The organism is Sphingomonas sp. Sph1(2015), from assembly GCF_001970915.1.
GTDB classification, from domain to species: Bacteria; Pseudomonadota; Alphaproteobacteria; order Sphingomonadales; family Sphingomonadaceae; genus Sphingomonas; species Sphingomonas parapaucimobilis.
In genome coordinates this window covers 51,633-67,394 of record NZ_MQUI01000014.1, presented here as the reverse complement: position 1 = coordinate 67,394, position 15,762 = coordinate 51,633, and the positions used below count along the sequence as shown (strand labels likewise).

Sequence of the window (15,762 nt, the reverse complement as noted above, 5' to 3'; positions counted from 1 at the left end):
TGGGCGAAAGCTTGGTGCTACCCTTGTTTTAAATATCAACGAACGACGGATGAACAAGGCCGCCGCTACGATAAAGACACACTGTTGGGGTGTCAGGCCATCAACTGCTTGCTACAAAGCGGCTTCTATTGCCCAAGACGTCTCCTTGGAAGTCATGTCGTAGCTATGTCGGCGAACAGTCAGAGCGCGCGTGGATTTTTGCCGCCCTGCTGGTCCAAGGCGCGAAAGGCTGGACATTGCCGTCCTGTTCACCGACACCCGCAAGGCCGAGGCGATCAAGATTTTTACCAAAACCTATCTCGCGATGCGCGTCGCCTTCGTCAACGAGCTTGACAGCTATGCTATCGCCGGTGAGATGGCTAAAGGCGCAAAATTTCAGGTCAGTTACTTGCTGCCTTTGTCTGTGAGCGGATATAGCGACCCGGCGTGACCCCCATCGTGCGGCGGAACATGGCAATAAAGGCGCGAACATTGTCATACCCAAGATCGAGCGCGATCGTCGTCACGGCCAACCCCTCCGCAAGTTGCTCGATTGCGTGCAAATTACGGGCACGCTGACGCCATTCGGAGAAGCCAAAGCCGGTTTCGGCGGTGAAGCGTCGTGCCAGCGTGCGGGATGAAATGCCCGCCTAGCTTGCCCAGGCTTTCGGTCAACGATCATCCGCCAAGTTCGCCAATATGGCGTCGGTGATGCGCTGAACGTTCGGATCGGACGGGTAAGGCAGGCCGAGCGGTTGGACAGGTAGCGCAGCAATCTCATCCAGCACGACATCGGCGAGCCGGTGTTCAGCCTCCGTTTCAGGGGTACGCCTCCAGCCAGCGACTCGGTGGACCGCTTTGCGCAACAGGCTGCTGGCACGCCGCGTGCGCGGCTCCAGGGGAAGTCGCGGGCAGGCGTCCTCCACGACACACACGCTCCAACCCTGGAACGGCCCGTGCGAGCGCATGGCGTGGGGGACGTGCGGCGGTATCCAGATTGCATGGGTGGCAGGCACCACCCATGACCCGCTGGCCGCTGTGACCGACAGAAGGCCGGCGAGGCTGCCGATCAACTGCCCCGGCGCGTGGGCGTGCGACGCGGTATCCCGCGTCTCGGCTCCGCGCTGCTCGACAGCCAAGATCCGACCAATGCGAGCCGCTTCTATCAAGTCAGGGGGGACAAGCGGCTGGGACATGATGAACACCCAGCCCAACCGTCGCGTTACCCCGCTTCGCCCCGAAGACGCTTTGCCCGATCAGATCGACCATGCGGAGATCGGCGGCGTGACGGTCCGCAAAGGCACCGTAGCAGCCTTTCTTTAGAACGCGATCCAGTGGAGCGATCCCGAAACACCTGATGCCGATCGCGATGCCCTTGCGCATGAAATCGCGGGGTCCGTGCCAGCGTTTAGAGCACTCGGCGTTTTTACCGTATTCACCGTGCGTGACGAGCGTCTACGCGCCCTTTTGGACGGTCATTGATGTGGCGGCCGAAGCGGCGAACGGTCACTCCGGCCACTCGCCATATTGCTTCCAACACACCTGAAGGGGGCGTTCCTGCCAAGGTAGAAATGACACCCCAAGCGCTACCCTGAGAAATAAGGCCGTCATTGCCGATCCGTGGATCAGGTGAGACGGAAGGTTTGGAGCATGGCGCGGAATACCGGTTCGACCATGTCGTAATCAGTACGGGCGGCGGTGCCGGTGGCGATCATCACGCTACCGTCCGGCGCATTGGCATAGGTAACCACTGCCGGATCGGGATGCCGTTCGATATCCGGTCCAAGCGAAGTTCGGGCGCTGAGCCGGGGATGTCGGCGCGGCGTCGTTGAAGCTCGACCGGCGCGGGGAGCGTATCGCGTATCTGTTCGGCCTGCCGGTCGGCGAAGACGTCCAGACGTTCCGTGCGATCGGTGGGCAGGCCGCTGGGCGCGACCTCGCGCGTCACGACGAAGCTGGGGGCTACGCCTAGCGTACCCGGGCCAGCCGACAGGACAAGCATGGATTGGTCCTGCCATCCCGCCGGGTAGTCGATTGTCATTCCTTGCACGCGGTTCACTTCGCTACCTTCGGCGGCCACTTGCCAGCTTTTTCCAGAGCCAGAATAGTATCTGGATCGGAAGGCGGGAACGGATAGCCGCGTGCCCTTAGCTTCTCGATCACGCGCAACCGCGCCTTGTCCTCGTCCGACCCGCGCAGGATAAGGCTGGTGATCGTCCGCTGTCCGGCGGTGATACCGAATTCGTCATGCGCCCAGATGTCGGCACCATGGTCGACCAGGATTTCGACCACCGGCCACTGATCCGTCCAGGTGGCCCTGGTCATGGGAGTGGCCTAAACTTCTGGCGCGCGTTCGTTGAGGCCGATCCCTTTGGCAGCGAGTTCACGAACCTTTTCGGTTCTGGAATTCTTGACAGCACCGATCATCGGGATGTGGGGATAATTTTCCACATTATTATCCTTCTGATTACAACCAGTTGCGCTATGCCTATAGTGAGGACTGTTTTGAGATTGCGCATCATTCGTATCCGTTTTTCTGCAAGGATCGGTTGATTTGACGTCGTCTTTGGCTGAGCGACGCATCAACATTGTCCATCATGTGAAGCGGAACGTCGATCACGGCAATATTTCCACCGGCATGGATCGAGCGAAGTGGCCGCCATCCTGCCCGGACTTTCCAGCGCGGATCGCTTGCTGCGCTTCTCAGGCTGGGAGGATCGAGCGGCCAAGTGCGGGTTGCGGCCGCATCGGGTGCCACTGGCATCGTGTTGAGCCCGTGCAACGGTTCGCCCTTGACGTAGACTTCGTCTATATTCGCCGCGACCGGGTGCGGCACCGTCTTTGCGTGAAGGCCAGCAGGATTGAACGTCGTCGCAGGCAGCCCCGAAACTCAAGAATCCGCAGAATCCATTCCTCCACCCAATGAATACCCTGTCAGGCGCGCGCCCTTTCCATCGGGCGCTTCGGCGACGTTCGTCGCGATCATTTGTGCCCGATCACATTAGAATGTCCGATTACCCAGGTCTTGCCCAATGTCCATCTTGACATCTTTCCAGCCAGTGGTGCCTTGATAGGCTTTAAGACGCGTATTCGTCGTGTTGTTGATGAACATGGCGGCACGGGATTCGGTCGGCTGCTTTGCCTCTGGGTTGACCGGATGTTCCGGCATGTCGGGTTTCAAGTGCAGCTTACGCAGGTTCTCCACCGTGACATTGACGTTCAGCCCCCTGGCCCAGGGCGCCTTGACGACCTTGTCCATGCGAACGAAGCTATAGAGGATCAGCCAGGTCCGCCCCGAAAAGTACAGGCCAAAGGCGGAGATGTCGCTGTGGATGCGTGCAGGCGGCCGAAGACGCCCATGGTGAACATACCGTAGCCGAAACCGCTTTCGCGGACGTGCGGCACGTTCTTGCGACAATCCGGGGTGCCGAGTTGAAGACCCTCATGATCGACGATAGACCCGGGCTTTCGCCGGGGGCGAGCATTTGTCCGCAGGTGCGCCGCATGATTGCTAATCGTGCATCCCGAGCTCAGAATCATTCTGTTGACCAAACGGATATGGGATCGACCGATTCCGACACGGCACCCGCATCGAAATCGTCCTCGACCACCGGAAATACTGTGACGCGTTTCCAATGCGATGACTGTCATCTGCCCGCTGTGGTCAAAACATCCCAAGCACCCCCCTTGCGGCAGCGCAAATGTCGGACATAATGAGCGGCCAATAGAGCAGCACGGCAAGGCATTCGCCACCGCTGAGACCGGGAGATACAGGATGAATGGCGGACCGCATCCCCTTGGCGCCATGGTGTACGCCTTGGCGGGCATGGCATTGATCGGGGCGGCACCAGCCGTGGACCCGTTGACGGATGCCATTGCGAAGGCGTTGCGCTCCGATCCCGCATTCGCAGCCCCACTCCGTGGAAACGTCACGCTCCCCGACGACGCCTCGGCCCTGTCGGGGCTTCCCAATATCCCGAATATCGGCAAGGCGCGGATTACGTGGCGATCCTCCGATCCTGCCGTCATTTCGGACGCCGATATGAGGCACGGCCCTGACGTCATACGCAAGGGGCGCGTCACGCGGGGCGCGGGTGATCGTCGGATCCGCCTGACCGCCACCGTGGCCTTGCCTGACCGCCAGCCCGTATCCGTCCCGATCGACGTCACCGTGCAGGCCGCGCCCGCCGCCGTTCCCGTGCCCTCGGCCTATATGTTCGTCTATTTCACCGGGAATAGCATCGACGGCGAAAAGGTGCGATTTGCCGTGTCGGACGGCAACAATGCCCTGCAATGGAAGACGTTGAACGATGCCCAGCCGGTCCTCGAGTCCCGCGAGGGTACGCGTGGCCTGCGTGATCCGTTCATCATGCGCTCTGCCGAAGGGGACCGCTTCTTCCTGCTCGCGACCGATCTTTCGACCGGGCGTACCGGGTGGCGTGATTCGACCAGCCATGGCAGCCGGTATCTCGAAGTCTGGGAATCGACCGACCTGATCCACTGGGGGAAGCAACGGCATGTTCTCGTCAATCTGCCCGACGCGGGCATGACCTGGGCACCGGAGGCGACCTATGACCCGACCATCGGCGCCTATGTCGTCTATTGGACCTCCACGCGGTACAGGGATGCCGCGCACAAGGTGGAGGATGGCAACGGTCCGCAGATATTGCGCGCGATCACTCGAGACTTCCGTCACTTCACCACGCCAGAGCCATGGTTCCGCGCTGCCGACGTACCCGGTGCCGACAAGGCGAAAGGCATGATCGACGCAACGGTCCTGCGCGATGGCGATCGCTATTATCGCTTCACCAAGGTCAGCGATGTGGCAGGCTGCCCGTCCAGCGATATCCTGGCGCAGACGTCTTCCTCGCTCCGGGCGGATGGTGCGTCGGGTGCGTGGAAGATTATCGACCGCTGCATCGGTCGTCGCGCCGGCACGCCCGAGGTGGAAGGACCGACCGCGTTTCGCGCCAATCCCGGTGATACGAGTGGGTTTCGGTATTTCCTGTGGGTCGATAATTATGGCGGCGTCGGTTACATTCCGCTTGCCACCCATTCGCTCGACGGCCGGATTGCGTGGACCTACCCACGCCGGTTCCATCTGCCCGGGTCCCCCCGACACGGCACGGTCCTTCCCATCACCGCAGTGGAACGCGACGCTCTGGTGGCGCATTGGAGCCGGCCCGCGCCCGATGCCGCGACCGTCGCCGATCGCTGGATCGTCGCCCCGATACTGACATCGGGAACGCGCCTGCCGGTGCCTGTGGGGTATGTCGCCACCTGGCGCGCCGATGGTCGCGACGTACCCGACGGCATCCTGACCAACATGGCTGCGGACGCCCGCGTCATCAGCCTTGAAGGTACGCTGACGCGGCCGGACGGCACGACCCTGACCAAGCGGTTCACCGTGACGCTGCTCGGCAAGTCCGCCCGCCAGTTGGAAGCCTATGCGCGCATGCCGACGACGCCACAGGATGCGAACCAGCCGACCGTTGCGCGAAGCGTCCATCTGGCCATGTCGGGCGACGACGGCATGATGACCGCGCTCAACGACGACTATGGCGTGATGTTCGCCCGAGGGGATTATATCGGCGTCGATCGCGTCGCGCTTCGCGGGGTGGCGGATCCCTCGCTATTCCATTTTTCCGATGGCACGATCGGTGTCATCGCGACACGCGTGGACATGAACGGCCGACAGGACCCGCCCCGGTCCGCCATCGTCATCTTCCGCGGTGATCCCAGATCGGCCGAGTTCGTCGAGCTTGGCACGCTGGACCTCAAGGCGAATGACGGCATCGACCATCCCCGCGCCATCTGGGACAGCGCCAACCGGCGTTACGTCGTTTCGTGGACCGACCGTTCGGGACAGCCGCGCTGGACGACCGTGACCGATCTGGCTCGCCAGGAATGGCATCAGACGCCCTTTTACCCCGAAACAGGCGGGCGTCGCGCACGGATCGCTTCCGCGGGTAATGTGGGCGAGGTCCGCATGGGTGATGTGATCACCACCGCCAACGATACCCTGCCTGTCGACGACATCACTGCAACCGCGCTGAGCAATCGTTTTGGCCGCATCGTCAACACGACGGCGACCGTTGCGCCCCAGACGATCCGGACGGGCGGCGCTGTTGGCCTTGCCGCGGTGCCGGTGAAACTGGGCTATTCGGACGGCTCCACCGCGACGCGTGCGGTGGATTGGGACGCCGCCGATCTTGCGCAATTGAGCACACCAGGACGGTATCTCGTCCATGGCACCGTCCGCCAGCGCCGCTATCCGACGATCTTTGCCTATGAACGTGCCGATCCCAATATCTTTCGCTGGGAGCATAAGGGCCGGGTCCGCTATCTGTTTGTCGCGACCGACGACACGAACAACGACAATGTCGGCTCGCCCCATCTGCCGCTTCGCGTCGCCGATACGATCGCCGACCTTGCCGATGACAAAGGCGGCCGCGCGCGGGAAGTCGACCTGCTCAATCGACGGACCCGTCGCGATCGGACGGCGGAAGGTCGCGTGATCGCGGGATGCTATTGGGCACCTGAAATTCACGAGATTGGCGGGCGACTGTCGATCCTCTTTGCGCCCTGCTTCCATCCGACCGATCCGCAGTCGAACGAGGGCGGAGCATGGTCGACGGTAGAGTCGCACATCATGCAGCTTCGCAAGGACGGCGATCCCGCCAATCCTGCCGACTGGTCGAAACCGGCCGCGATCCGCAAGGCGGATGCCACCGCACTCGGGCGGGCGGACATGCCCGCGAATATCAGTCTCGACATGTCCTATTTCGAGGTTCGGGGGCAGGGCTATTATACCTGGTCCCAGCGATACTTGCCGACATCCGGGCCGATCGGCGATCCGTTGACGTGGATCGCCAAGGTCGATCCCGCCCGACCCACACGGCTCGCCGGTCCGCCGTCGCCCATCATCGCACCGGAGACGTCGGTGGAGGAAAACCTCGCCGAGGGGGCCTTCGCGCTGATCCGGGGCCAGCGAGTGGCGCTTGTCTATTCCAGCTCGGGGGTCAGCCCGACCTATGTCGTCAATGGCACGTCCGCGCCGCTCGATAGTGACCTGACCCGTATCGACGCTTGGCGCAAATGGTCCGCACCGCTCCAGAAAAGCGTGCCGATGCCCAAGGGCGACGAAGATTATCGGCGTTACGAGCAGGGACCGGGACATGGCTCGTTCACGACCGACGAGGACGGCAACGATCTCTATGTCTATCACAGCTGGGGCAACGGCGTCGGCAAGGACGGACGGGATGCGCGCCTGCGCCGTGTTCACTGGGCCGCCGACGGCCGCCCGCTGCTCGAGATGCGTGATGACGAAGAGGTCGCGCCCGCCAACCGTCGCGTGACGATGGAGGTCAGGGTCGAGGCGTCATAGCATCGTCCGCAATATCCGCCCGGCGACGCTATCCCAGCGTTCGGCACGATATTCCCTGTCGGGGAGCCGGGGCCGCCGAGCCTGATCGGTCGATCTACCAACCCGTCCAAGCTCTTGTTATGCATCGCAAGGCCTTATGGCCTTTGGTGGGGAAGGGCGTGGCATGACGGCTTCGGATCAATCGTCGGACGATCAGGACGGCGCGTCGGCCTCGGTGCATGGTGGCACGGTCCGCCGCCTCAATCTCAACCTTCTCTATCCGCTCGATGCCATCCTGCACGCTCCGACCCTGACCGAGGCGGGACGTCGGGTCAGCCTGAGCCAATCGGCGATGAGCCATGCGCTGCGGCGCCTGCGCGATCATTTCGGCGACGATCTGGTGGTCCACGCAGGGGGGGGAGCCGCATCTAACACCGCTGGCGCACGCCTTGCGGCCCGAGGTGCGGCGGATCATGCGGGAGGTGGAGGGGGCGTTCAACTATTCGATCGCCTTCGATCCCCTGACTACGACCGAGACCATCACCATCGCCGCAGACGATGCGAACGAGCAGATGCTGCTAGGCCCGGTGCTGCGCAGCTTTGCGACCCTGGCCCCCGGCTTGCAGGTGAACGTCATTCCCCTCGATATCGAGCGGCCGGACAGATCGCTGGATCAAGGGGCCGATCTGCTGCTGCTCCCCGAGCATATGGCGCTCGACGGGCTGGAGACGATGCCGATGCTGACCGTCTGGCCCAGCTGTCTGGTCTGGGATCGCCATCCGGAATTCCAGGACTGCATCCACATCACCGAAGCGCAATATCGTGCCGCGCGTCATATCGTCGCCCGCGGGGAGGAGAAGCACACCTTCGCGCTCGACCAGAACGGGGTGGACATGTTGCGCGCGCGACGCATCTGCGTTCGCGCCACGTCCCAGGCGACGCTGCCGGCGATCGTGATCGGCAGCGATCTCGTCGCCACGGGCAATTCATGGGTGTTCCAGCATTATGGGGCGCTGATGCCATTCAAGGTATTCGAGGCGCCGTTCGCCCGTCGGGGGATCGTCAACGTCGCCCAGTGGCCGCGCAACCGCCACGACCCGGTGCTGAAATGGTTCATCATGCAAGTCAGGGCATATTTCGAGCAATATTATAAGGTGTAAGCTGCGCCATCGAAAAGGTTCATGCCCCTATGAACATTTCGAATTTGCCTGTCACATGACTGACGCATAGCGTCTCCCCTGACAGAAGGTCCGGCTGGCATCTCGCATCGCCAAGACACGGACTGTCGTCAGCAGGAGTACGGCCGCGGCGGCATCCTTCGAGGACCGCCACCGCATCATCCGCCGCGAGGCGCTAACCGTTTGTCTACAGGGATGGCTTTCTGTCCGAACGCGGCTTTGCCGTGGAGGATGGCGCGCGCCCTGGGGAGGGGATTGCATGCTGAATCTGACTGGTAGGGGGCGTCGTGTACTGGGATTTGCCAGCCTGAGCGTCATCGGTGCCCTGGGCGCGAGCATGCCGGGCGTTGCCGCTGCGCAGGCCGTAGGGACGGGGGGCATCACCGTGCCCGCCATGCCGATGGACCGCGCGCTGGATATGATCGGCAGGCAATCGGGTGTGAACGTCAACTTCGATCCCGACGCGGTCAAGGGACTGACTTCGCGCCCCGTGCGCGGCGCGGGGTCGGCGGCGAAGGCGATCAGGACGGTCATTCGCGGCACGGGCCTGACCGTCGTTCCGGCGGTGCAGGGGGGCCTGGTGGTGGTCAACGACATCGTGGTGACGGCACAGCGTGACGAAGCGGAAACCAGCGTGCTGGTGCGTCAGGCGACCACTTCGGACCGCAATGGCCTCGGCCTGCGCAATCAGCCGCGCAATACCCAGGTCATCACGGCCAAGACGATCGAGGAACAGCAGGCGCTGAACATCACCGACATCCTGCGCAATGCGGGCGGTGTGTCCGCACTGGGTAACAATCCCAACAGCGGTGCGTCCTATACCATTCGCGGCTTTGCGGCCGGGGGGCTGGTGAACGGCCTGACGACGTCGTCGCAATATGGCGTGGCGGCCGGTGCCGATCAGCCGGTGGCCAATATCGAGCGGGTCGAAATCCTGAAAGGACCGGACGCGATCCTGGCCGGGTTCGGCAATCTGGGCGGCAACATCAACGTCGTGACCAAGAAGCCGAGCGCCGAGGAACGGTTGGCGGTCAGCTTCGACACCGGCTCTTTCGGTCTGGCGCGCGGCGTGATCGATGCCAATAATGCCGTCACCGCCGACAAGAAGCTGTCGGCACGCGTCATCGGCAGCAAGCAGACGATGGATCGGAATTATGGCGGCTATACGGGCAACAAGGACTGGCTGTTCGCGCCGTCGCTTCGTTACAAGGACCGCCTGACCGATATCGTCATTGGCGCCAGCCTGAATGAAGCGACCAGCGGCATCGGTGCCTTCACGCTGTTCGACAACAAGACGTTTCGGATCATCGATCGCGATCCTTCGGTGCCGATCTATTCGCCGAACCAGGGTATTCGGATCAGCACCCGCCGCTTCTATTTCGATGCGACGCGAGAGATCGTGCCCGGTGTCGAACTGGTCGCGCGGGGTATGCACGACCAGACCCTGCTGACGACGCGGGCGGCGAATGTCGGCTATAGTCGCACCGGCGTGCTCGCCGCCGATCTTCAGGGGTCGCAGCAGTCGGGCTCTGCCAACGCCATTGATGCCTTCCTGCGGGTCAAGACCCATATCGGTGACGCGGTAAAGGCGAGCTTTAACGCCGGCTACAATTATGGCGACGGGGGAACGGCGCAGCGGAGCGGGCTGGTCTATACCCGGATCCCCACCCTGCCGCTGGGGGCGAACACCAGCGTTGCCGTCGTTCCCTGGTCCCCGTTCGGTGCGGTGCAGATCCGTAACAGCGGCAAGCAGGAAGGTGTCTATGGCCAGGCACTCCTTGAATTCTGGAAGTTCAAGATCCTGGGCGGCGTCCGCAAGAACTGGTTCGAGACCACATCGCAGACCTTCTTCGCGGGGCCTTCACCCGTCAACGTCCAGCGGAAGAACGGCGTATCGCCCAGCGCTGGCCTCATCTTCGACGCCACGAACAATCTGTCGCTCTTCGCCAATTATTCGCGCGGCGAGCAGGCGACCTTCACGGTGGCGAAGAATGGCAGCATCCTGCCGAACATCATCACGACCAACAAGGAAGCAGGCGTCAAGCTCGACCTGTTCCACAAGCGTGCAACGATCAACGCATCCTATTTCGACATACAGCAGGACAATATCATTCTCCGCAACCCGGCGGACCCGACCGATCTTTCGTCCGGGCCGGGCCAGCGCGGGCGGGGAATCGACCTGAACATCGCCGGTCAGTTGCTGCCGGGCTGGTCGGTGCTGGCATCGCTGACGCGGACCAAATATGCCCTGCTGACGGTCAATGCGCTTCAGACGGTCGTGGCGCAGCAGCCGCGCGATACCTACAGCCTGTTCTCCTCCTATCGCTCGAAGATCACGGATGGCCTCAGCGGGGGGCTTTCGGCCGGCCTGTATGGACGCTCAAGCTCCTACGCCAATCTGCTGGGCCAATATGTCGTGCCGCCGTCGCGGCAGGTGGATGTCAACGGCTTCCTGAGCGTCCGGGGTTTCGACATCAATATCGGCATCCGCAACATCTTCGATCGGCGCAATTACGGGTCGGCATCCACCTTCACCTATATCCCCGTCGCCGAGCCGCGCAACGTGCGCCTCACCATTTCCAAGCGCCTGTTCTGATCGGGGTTCCCCACCAATGATGCCACCCCCTGCCCATGTCGAGGAGACCCGCCGCGAAGCGGGTCTCCAGCCCGCCCAGCCGGCCGGCGAGCGCTGGGCGCATGCCTGGCGACTGAGCACGCGGTACTTCGTGTCGCAGGACTGGAAATGGGCATGGTTCCTGGTCGCATGCTATTGCGTGATCGAGGTCGGCACGACGTCCGCCTTTCTGTTGTCCAACAAATGGCAGCGGGAATTCTATGATGCGATCGAGCAGCGGCAGGGCGCGCAATTCCTTTCGCTGGTCGTGATGTTCATGATGATCGCAGGGCTGGCGATCGGGACGCAGTTTCTGCACAATATCGTCGGCTGGACCCTGTCGATCCGGTGGCGGCACTGGCTGAACGACTGGTATCTCGGTCGCTGGTTCGCACGGGACCGTTTCTACGAGATCGAGCGGTTGCGCATGATCGACAACCCCGATCAGCGTATCGCGGAGGATGTACGGGCCTTCACCTCGATGGGCCTGGAATATGGCCAGTCGCCGCTCAGCATCGCCATCTCGCTGATCTTCAGCCTGGTGCGTGCGGTCGCCTTCGCCGCGATCCTGCTCGAAACCTCGTCGCCGCTCACGCTACCGCTGTTCGGCTATCGCATCCCGCTGCCGGGTGGGGACCTGATCTGGTTCTCGATCGTCTATGTCATCTTCGGCACCGTCTTCATCACCTGGATCGGCAGGCCGTATATCCGGCGCAAGATGCGCGAGCAGCATTACGAAGCCGATTATCGCGCCGGGCTTATCCATGTCCGTCGCAATGGCGAGCAGATCGCCTTTTCCCACGCCCAGCGCATCGAGCAGGACGGGCTGAAAAGCGCCTTTGGCAACATTCGGCGCAATTTCTACCAGTTGATGCTGGCCAATGCAGGGCTGAGCGCGGGGCAGGATATCTATCAACGGAGCATGCAGGTCGTACCGCTTTTCCTGACGGTGCCGAAATATTTTGCTGGTTCGATCACCTTCGGACAGGTCCAGGGCGCGCGTGATGCCTTCACGCAGTTCGCCTCGAGCCTGTCCTATATCGTCCAGGCCTATCCCACCATCGCGCGGCAGGTCGCCAACATCAATCGCCTCAAGACGCTGGATGACTCGCTCGATTACGAGCGTCCGCGCGGAATCGCCTTCACGCCGGGCGGGACGGCCGATGGCGTGGCGATCCGGGTCAAGGGTCTCGAATTGCGCCGCCCCAATGGCGCGCCCTTGATGGCCGTGGCCAACTGGACGGTGCGTGACGGTGAGCGGTGGGTGATCCAGGGGCCGTCCGGAACCGGCAAGACCACGCTGCTGCGTGCGATTGCGGGCCTGTGGCCGGACGGGGCGGGCGACGTGGCGATGACCCGCCGCGGCAGTGCGATGCTGGTGCCGCAACGGCTGTATCTGCCGCTCGGGACGTTGAAGGCCGCAATATGCTTCCCCGACCAGCCCGAAGAGCATGACGACGCGGCCATCCGCGCCTTATTGGGCCAGGTCGGACTGGAGGCTCATAGGACGGCCCTGCACGAACTGCGCATGTGGCAGGACGAGCTTTCGCCCGGTGAGCAGCAGCGTGTCGCGCTGGCCCGCATCCTGTTGCAGCGCCCGACCTTGCTGATCCTCGACGAGGCGACCAGCGCGCTCGACGCCGATAACGCGGCCTTCCTCTACCAGGCCATACTCGATGCGATGCCGGACACCACCATCGTCAGCGTCGTACACAACGAAAAGCTGGCCGCCTATCACACGCACCGCCTGCGCGTTCACCATGGTCACGCGACGGCAGCGGCCATCACGGAGGCTGAGGCATGAGTGCGCTCCTGACCCAGGACGAGGCGGACCTGCGCGATGCCGCGACGCTGGCCGTCGAACTTGCCGCGCGGCGTGGAGCGACCGCGCGAGCCTCGGCCCATCATGAGGGCATTGCCCGCATCGCGGTGCGACGCGGCGAGGTCGAAACGGCCGAGCGCAGCGGGACGCAGGGGCTGGGACTGACCGTCTTCCACAACGGACGGCGCGGCATGGCCTCGACCGCGAGCTTCGACCGTGCGGCGATCGAACGGGTGGTCGAGGAGGCGATGATGATTGCCAGCCATGTCTTGCCAGACCCTGATGCCGGTCTGCCACTGGCGGACAGCCTGGCCTATTCCAGCCCGTCTCCCCCGCTCTACGCCGACAGCCCGCGCGATCCGGACACGCTTCTGTCCTCGGCGACCTTGGCCGACCGGATCGCTGTCGAGGTGGCCGCCGACGATCTCCGGCTGCGGGTCGGCGAGTCGGTGGCGGTCGCGACCGAGGGGCTGTGGGCGCTGGCGACCAGCGACGGTTTCTGTCGCAGCATCCGGCGCTCCAATGACGGGCGCTGGTCGGTGATGCTGGCGCAGGACGAGGGCGGCAGCACGTCCGCCTTCTGCCAGTCGCAGGAGCGACGCGTCGATGCCCTGACCCCGCCCGAGCAACTGGTACGCACCGCTGCCGATCGCGCCCGCTCGGCATTGGGCGGACGGACCATCGCCAGCCAGCGTTGCCCGGTGCTGTTCGCGGCGCGCACGGCCATGTCGCTGGTTTCGGACCTGGCTGGCGCTCTGACCGGCATGGCGCAGTTTCGCGGCATGACCTTCCTGCGCGCGCCGCTCGGCCAAAGCGTCGCGGCCGCGCATCTGGAACTGACGGAAGATCCCTTCGAGCCGCTGGGATTGGCCAGCGGCCCCTTTGATAGCGAGGGTATCGCCGGATCGGCCCGCCACATCCTGCGCGGCGGCGTGGTCGAGGGACTGTTCCTGTCGAGCGTCTCGGGGCGCAAGCTGGGCATGGCGTCGACCGGCAATGCCGATGGCTTCTACAATCTGCGCCTGACCAGCACCGCGCCCGGCGGCGACTGGGCCACGATGCTGCGGATGCTGGGCACCGGCCTGGTCGTGACCGAATTCCAGGGCGGCAAGACCGACCCGGCCAGCGGCAACTGGACCCAGGCGGTGAAGGGGCTGTGGATCGAAGGCGGCGGGATCGTCCATGCCGTCACCGACGTGACGCTGGCGGGCCAGATGCCGGCGATGCTGAACGGCATTCGTGCGGTCGGCCACGATGTCGAGCGGCAGGGCGCGCTGCGCACCGGATCCATCCTGGTCGACGACATGCAGGTGGGAGGAAAGGCATGAACGGCGGCGCACTGGCACTGGACCGAGCGCGGACGGCGCTGTTCGGTCCGGCGGGCCTCGACGAGGAGACGATCGGCCGCGCCCTGGGCGAACTGGCAGGCGGCGGCGCGGATCTGGCCGATCTGTATTTCGAGACGACGGCCATGCGTAGCTGGCGGCTGGAGAGCGGCCGGGTCACCCAGGGCGGCTTCTCGATTCGGCAAGGCGTTGGGGCTCGCGCGGCGCATGGTGGGCAAGTGAGCTTCGCGCACTCCGCCGACATGCGCGAAGACGCGTTGCTGGACACGGTACGCGCGGTCCGCACGCTGGCGCGCCACGGCGATGCGGGGCGGTCTGGTCATGGCGTCGTCCTGAGCCGACATTCGGCCAGCCATCATCTTTACCCCGCGATCGAGACGGTCGCGGCCGAGGATGCGGCGGCTTGGATCGCCCTGTTGGTGATGATCGACAACCTCGCCCGGACGCATGACGCCCGTATCATCCAGGTCGACGCCAATGTCCGGGCGACCGACACGACGATCCTGGTCGCGGGGGCGGACGGGCTGCTGGCCGGGGACGTGCGACCGATGACAATCCTGTCGGTCGTCGTGATCGCCGAACAGGATGGTCGTCGCGCGCGTGGCCAGGCGGGGCTGGGGCGGCGGGCCGGGCTGGGCGGGTTCGACGCCGCGTCGGTCGAGCGGATGGTGGCCAGCGCGGCGAACATGGCCCTGAACAATCTCGATGCCATCGCGGCGCCGGTGGGCGAGATGCCGGTGGTGCTGGGGCCGGGCTATCCCGGCGTGCTGTTCCACGAGGCGGTCGGCCATGGGCTGGAGGGCGATCATCACCGCAAGCATCTCTCCGCTTTCGATGGAAAGGTCGGCGAGCGGATCGCCGCGCCCGGCGTGACCGTGGTCGACGATGGCGGTCTTCCCGGGCGGCTGGGGTCGCTTGGCATGGATGACGAGGGCACGCCGCCCGATCGCACCGTGCTGGTCGAGGACGGGGTGCTGACCGGGCTGATGCAGGACCGGCTGAATGCCGGACTGATGAACGCGCGCTCGACGGGCAATGGCCGTCGCCAGTCCTATGCGCATCTCCCGATGCCGCGCATGACCAACACCTTCCTCGCCAATGGCCGCGCCGATCCGGCCGACATCATCGCCTCGATCGACCGTGGTATCTACGCCACCGAGTTCGACGGCGGGCAGGTCGATATCGTCACCGGCCGCTTCAACTTCACCACGATCGAGGCGTGGCTGGTCGAGAAGGGGCGGCTGGTCGCCCCAGTGCGCGGTGCGACCCTGATCGGCGTCGGGCATGAGGCGCTGCGCCATATCTCGATGATCGGCAACGATCTGGACCACGACACCGGCATGGCGACCTGCGGCAAGCAGGGCCAGTCGCTTCATGTCAGCGTCGGCCAGCCCACGCTTCGCATCGACCGCATGATGGTCGGCGGGCAGGCCGCCTGATCCCCCCATTTCAGAAGG

Annotated in this window: 14 protein-coding genes and 1 pseudogene; 9 read left to right on the top strand and 6 right to left on the bottom strand. The window is 64.0% G+C overall.

Annotated elements, in window-relative coordinates:
- Window positions 1-190 precede the first annotated feature (190 nt).
- On the top strand, window positions 191-430 hold the full coding sequence (locus BSZ14_RS20290) for a hypothetical protein (protein WP_445190536.1): 240 nt from the start codon (window positions 191-193) through the stop codon (window positions 428-430).
- Here BSZ14_RS20290 and BSZ14_RS20285 read toward each other — a convergent pair.
- Complete coding sequence (locus tag BSZ14_RS20285; protein ID WP_445190538.1) at window positions 381-608, bottom strand: helix-turn-helix domain-containing protein; 228 nt, start codon at window positions 606-608, stop codon at window positions 381-383. The genes BSZ14_RS20290 and BSZ14_RS20285 overlap by 50 nt on opposite strands.
- Window positions 609-650: 42 nt before the next feature.
- On the bottom strand, window positions 651-1,118 hold the full coding sequence (locus tag BSZ14_RS19860) for an AraC family ligand binding domain-containing protein (RefSeq protein ID WP_198930476.1): 468 nt from the start codon (window positions 1,116-1,118) through the stop codon (window positions 651-653).
- Window positions 1,119-1,173: 55 nt separating this feature from the next.
- Between BSZ14_RS19860 and BSZ14_RS20170 the strand changes: the two genes are divergently transcribed.
- A complete protein-coding gene (locus BSZ14_RS20170; RefSeq protein ID WP_274533646.1) occupies window positions 1,174-1,302 on the top strand; it encodes a hypothetical protein in 129 nt (42 codons plus the stop codon).
- A 391-nt stretch (window positions 1,303-1,693) separates the two neighbouring features.
- Here BSZ14_RS20170 and BSZ14_RS08050 read toward each other — a convergent pair whose 3' ends face one another.
- From BSZ14_RS08050 to BSZ14_RS08040, 4 genes are all read right to left on the bottom strand, one after another.
- On the bottom strand, window positions 1,694-2,020 hold the full coding sequence (locus tag BSZ14_RS08050; protein ID WP_139330377.1) for a DcrB-related protein: 327 nt from the start codon (window positions 2,018-2,020) through the stop codon (window positions 1,694-1,696).
- Window positions 2,021-2,034: 14 nt separating this feature from the next.
- Window positions 2,035-2,304, bottom strand: a complete 270-nt coding sequence (locus BSZ14_RS08045) for a hypothetical protein (protein WP_076710522.1) — start codon at window positions 2,302-2,304, stop codon at window positions 2,035-2,037.
- A 193-nt stretch (window positions 2,305-2,497) separates the two neighbouring features.
- Complete coding sequence (locus tag BSZ14_RS19295) at window positions 2,498-2,815, bottom strand: hypothetical protein (protein WP_139330375.1); 318 nt, start codon at window positions 2,813-2,815, stop codon at window positions 2,498-2,500.
- A 165-nt stretch (window positions 2,816-2,980) separates the two neighbouring features.
- Window positions 2,981-3,238 (bottom strand): hypothetical protein, encoded by a 258-nt coding sequence (locus BSZ14_RS08040; protein WP_076710521.1) that lies wholly within the window; start codon window positions 3,236-3,238, stop codon window positions 2,981-2,983.
- Between the two features lie 567 nt (window positions 3,239-3,805).
- Between BSZ14_RS08040 and BSZ14_RS08035 the strand changes: the two genes are divergently transcribed.
- The 7 genes and pseudogenes from BSZ14_RS08035 to BSZ14_RS08005 all read left to right on the top strand — a co-directional run bounded on the left by BSZ14_RS08035 (window position 3,806) and on the right by BSZ14_RS08005 (window position 15,744).
- Complete coding sequence (locus BSZ14_RS08035; RefSeq protein WP_198930475.1) at window positions 3,806-7,366, top strand: family 43 glycosylhydrolase; 3,561 nt, start codon at window positions 3,806-3,808, stop codon at window positions 7,364-7,366.
- A 136-nt stretch (window positions 7,367-7,502) separates the two neighbouring features.
- Window positions 7,503-7,724, top strand: a pseudogene (locus BSZ14_RS20280) (hypothetical protein); the annotation flags it as partial.
- On the top strand, window positions 7,705-8,505 hold the full coding sequence (locus tag BSZ14_RS08025; RefSeq protein ID WP_076710520.1) for a LysR substrate-binding domain-containing protein: 801 nt from the start codon (window positions 7,705-7,707) through the stop codon (window positions 8,503-8,505). The pseudogene BSZ14_RS20280 and the gene BSZ14_RS08025, both read left to right, overlap by 20 nt.
- A gap of 277 nt (window positions 8,506-8,782) precedes the next feature.
- Window positions 8,783-11,119, top strand: a complete 2,337-nt coding sequence (locus tag BSZ14_RS08020; protein ID WP_083748166.1) for a TonB-dependent siderophore receptor — start codon at window positions 8,783-8,785, stop codon at window positions 11,117-11,119.
- A gap of 16 nt (window positions 11,120-11,135) precedes the next feature.
- A complete protein-coding gene (locus tag BSZ14_RS08015) occupies window positions 11,136-12,941 on the top strand; it encodes an ABC transporter ATP-binding protein/permease (protein ID WP_083748165.1) in 1,806 nt (601 codons plus the stop codon).
- Window positions 12,938-14,287, top strand: coding sequence for a TldD/PmbA family protein (locus BSZ14_RS08010; protein WP_076710518.1), 1,350 nt, complete (start codon window positions 12,938-12,940; stop codon window positions 14,285-14,287). Before BSZ14_RS08015 ends, BSZ14_RS08010 begins: the two co-directional genes overlap by 4 nt.
- Complete coding sequence (locus tag BSZ14_RS08005) at window positions 14,284-15,744, top strand: metallopeptidase TldD-related protein (RefSeq protein WP_076710517.1); 1,461 nt, start codon at window positions 14,284-14,286, stop codon at window positions 15,742-15,744. The genes BSZ14_RS08010 and BSZ14_RS08005 overlap by 4 nt, the downstream gene beginning before the upstream one ends.
- Window positions 15,745-15,762 lie beyond the last annotated feature (18 nt).

Bases quoted from the DNA above. Each gene is read 5' to 3' on its own strand.
- BSZ14_RS08045 (WP_076710522.1), bottom strand. From the start codon at position 2,304: ATGACCAGGGCCACCTGGACGGATCAGTGGCCGGTGGTCGAAATCCTG.
- BSZ14_RS08025 (WP_076710520.1), top strand. From the start codon at position 7,705: ATGCGCTGCGGCGCCTGCGCGATCATTTCGGCGACGATCTGGTGGTCC.
- BSZ14_RS20170 (WP_274533646.1), top strand. From the start codon at position 1,174: ATGATGAACACCCAGCCCAACCGTCGCGTTACCCCGCTTCGCCCCGAA.
- BSZ14_RS08035 (WP_198930475.1), top strand. From the start codon at position 3,806: ATGGCATTGATCGGGGCGGCACCAGCCGTGGACCCGTTGACGGATGCC.
- BSZ14_RS08005 (WP_076710517.1), top strand. From the start codon at position 14,284: ATGAACGGCGGCGCACTGGCACTGGACCGAGCGCGGACGGCGCTGTTC.
- BSZ14_RS08015 (WP_083748165.1), top strand. From the start codon at position 11,136: ATGATGCCACCCCCTGCCCATGTCGAGGAGACCCGCCGCGAAGCGGGT.
- BSZ14_RS08010 (WP_076710518.1), top strand. From the start codon at position 12,938: ATGAGTGCGCTCCTGACCCAGGACGAGGCGGACCTGCGCGATGCCGCG.
- BSZ14_RS08050 (WP_139330377.1), bottom strand. From the start codon at position 2,020: ATGACAATCGACTACCCGGCGGGATGGCAGGACCAATCCATGCTTGTC.
- BSZ14_RS08020 (WP_083748166.1), top strand. From the start codon at position 8,783: ATGCTGAATCTGACTGGTAGGGGGCGTCGTGTACTGGGATTTGCCAGC.
- BSZ14_RS08040 (WP_076710521.1), bottom strand. From the start codon at position 3,238: ATGGACAAGGTCGTCAAGGCGCCCTGGGCCAGGGGGCTGAACGTCAAT.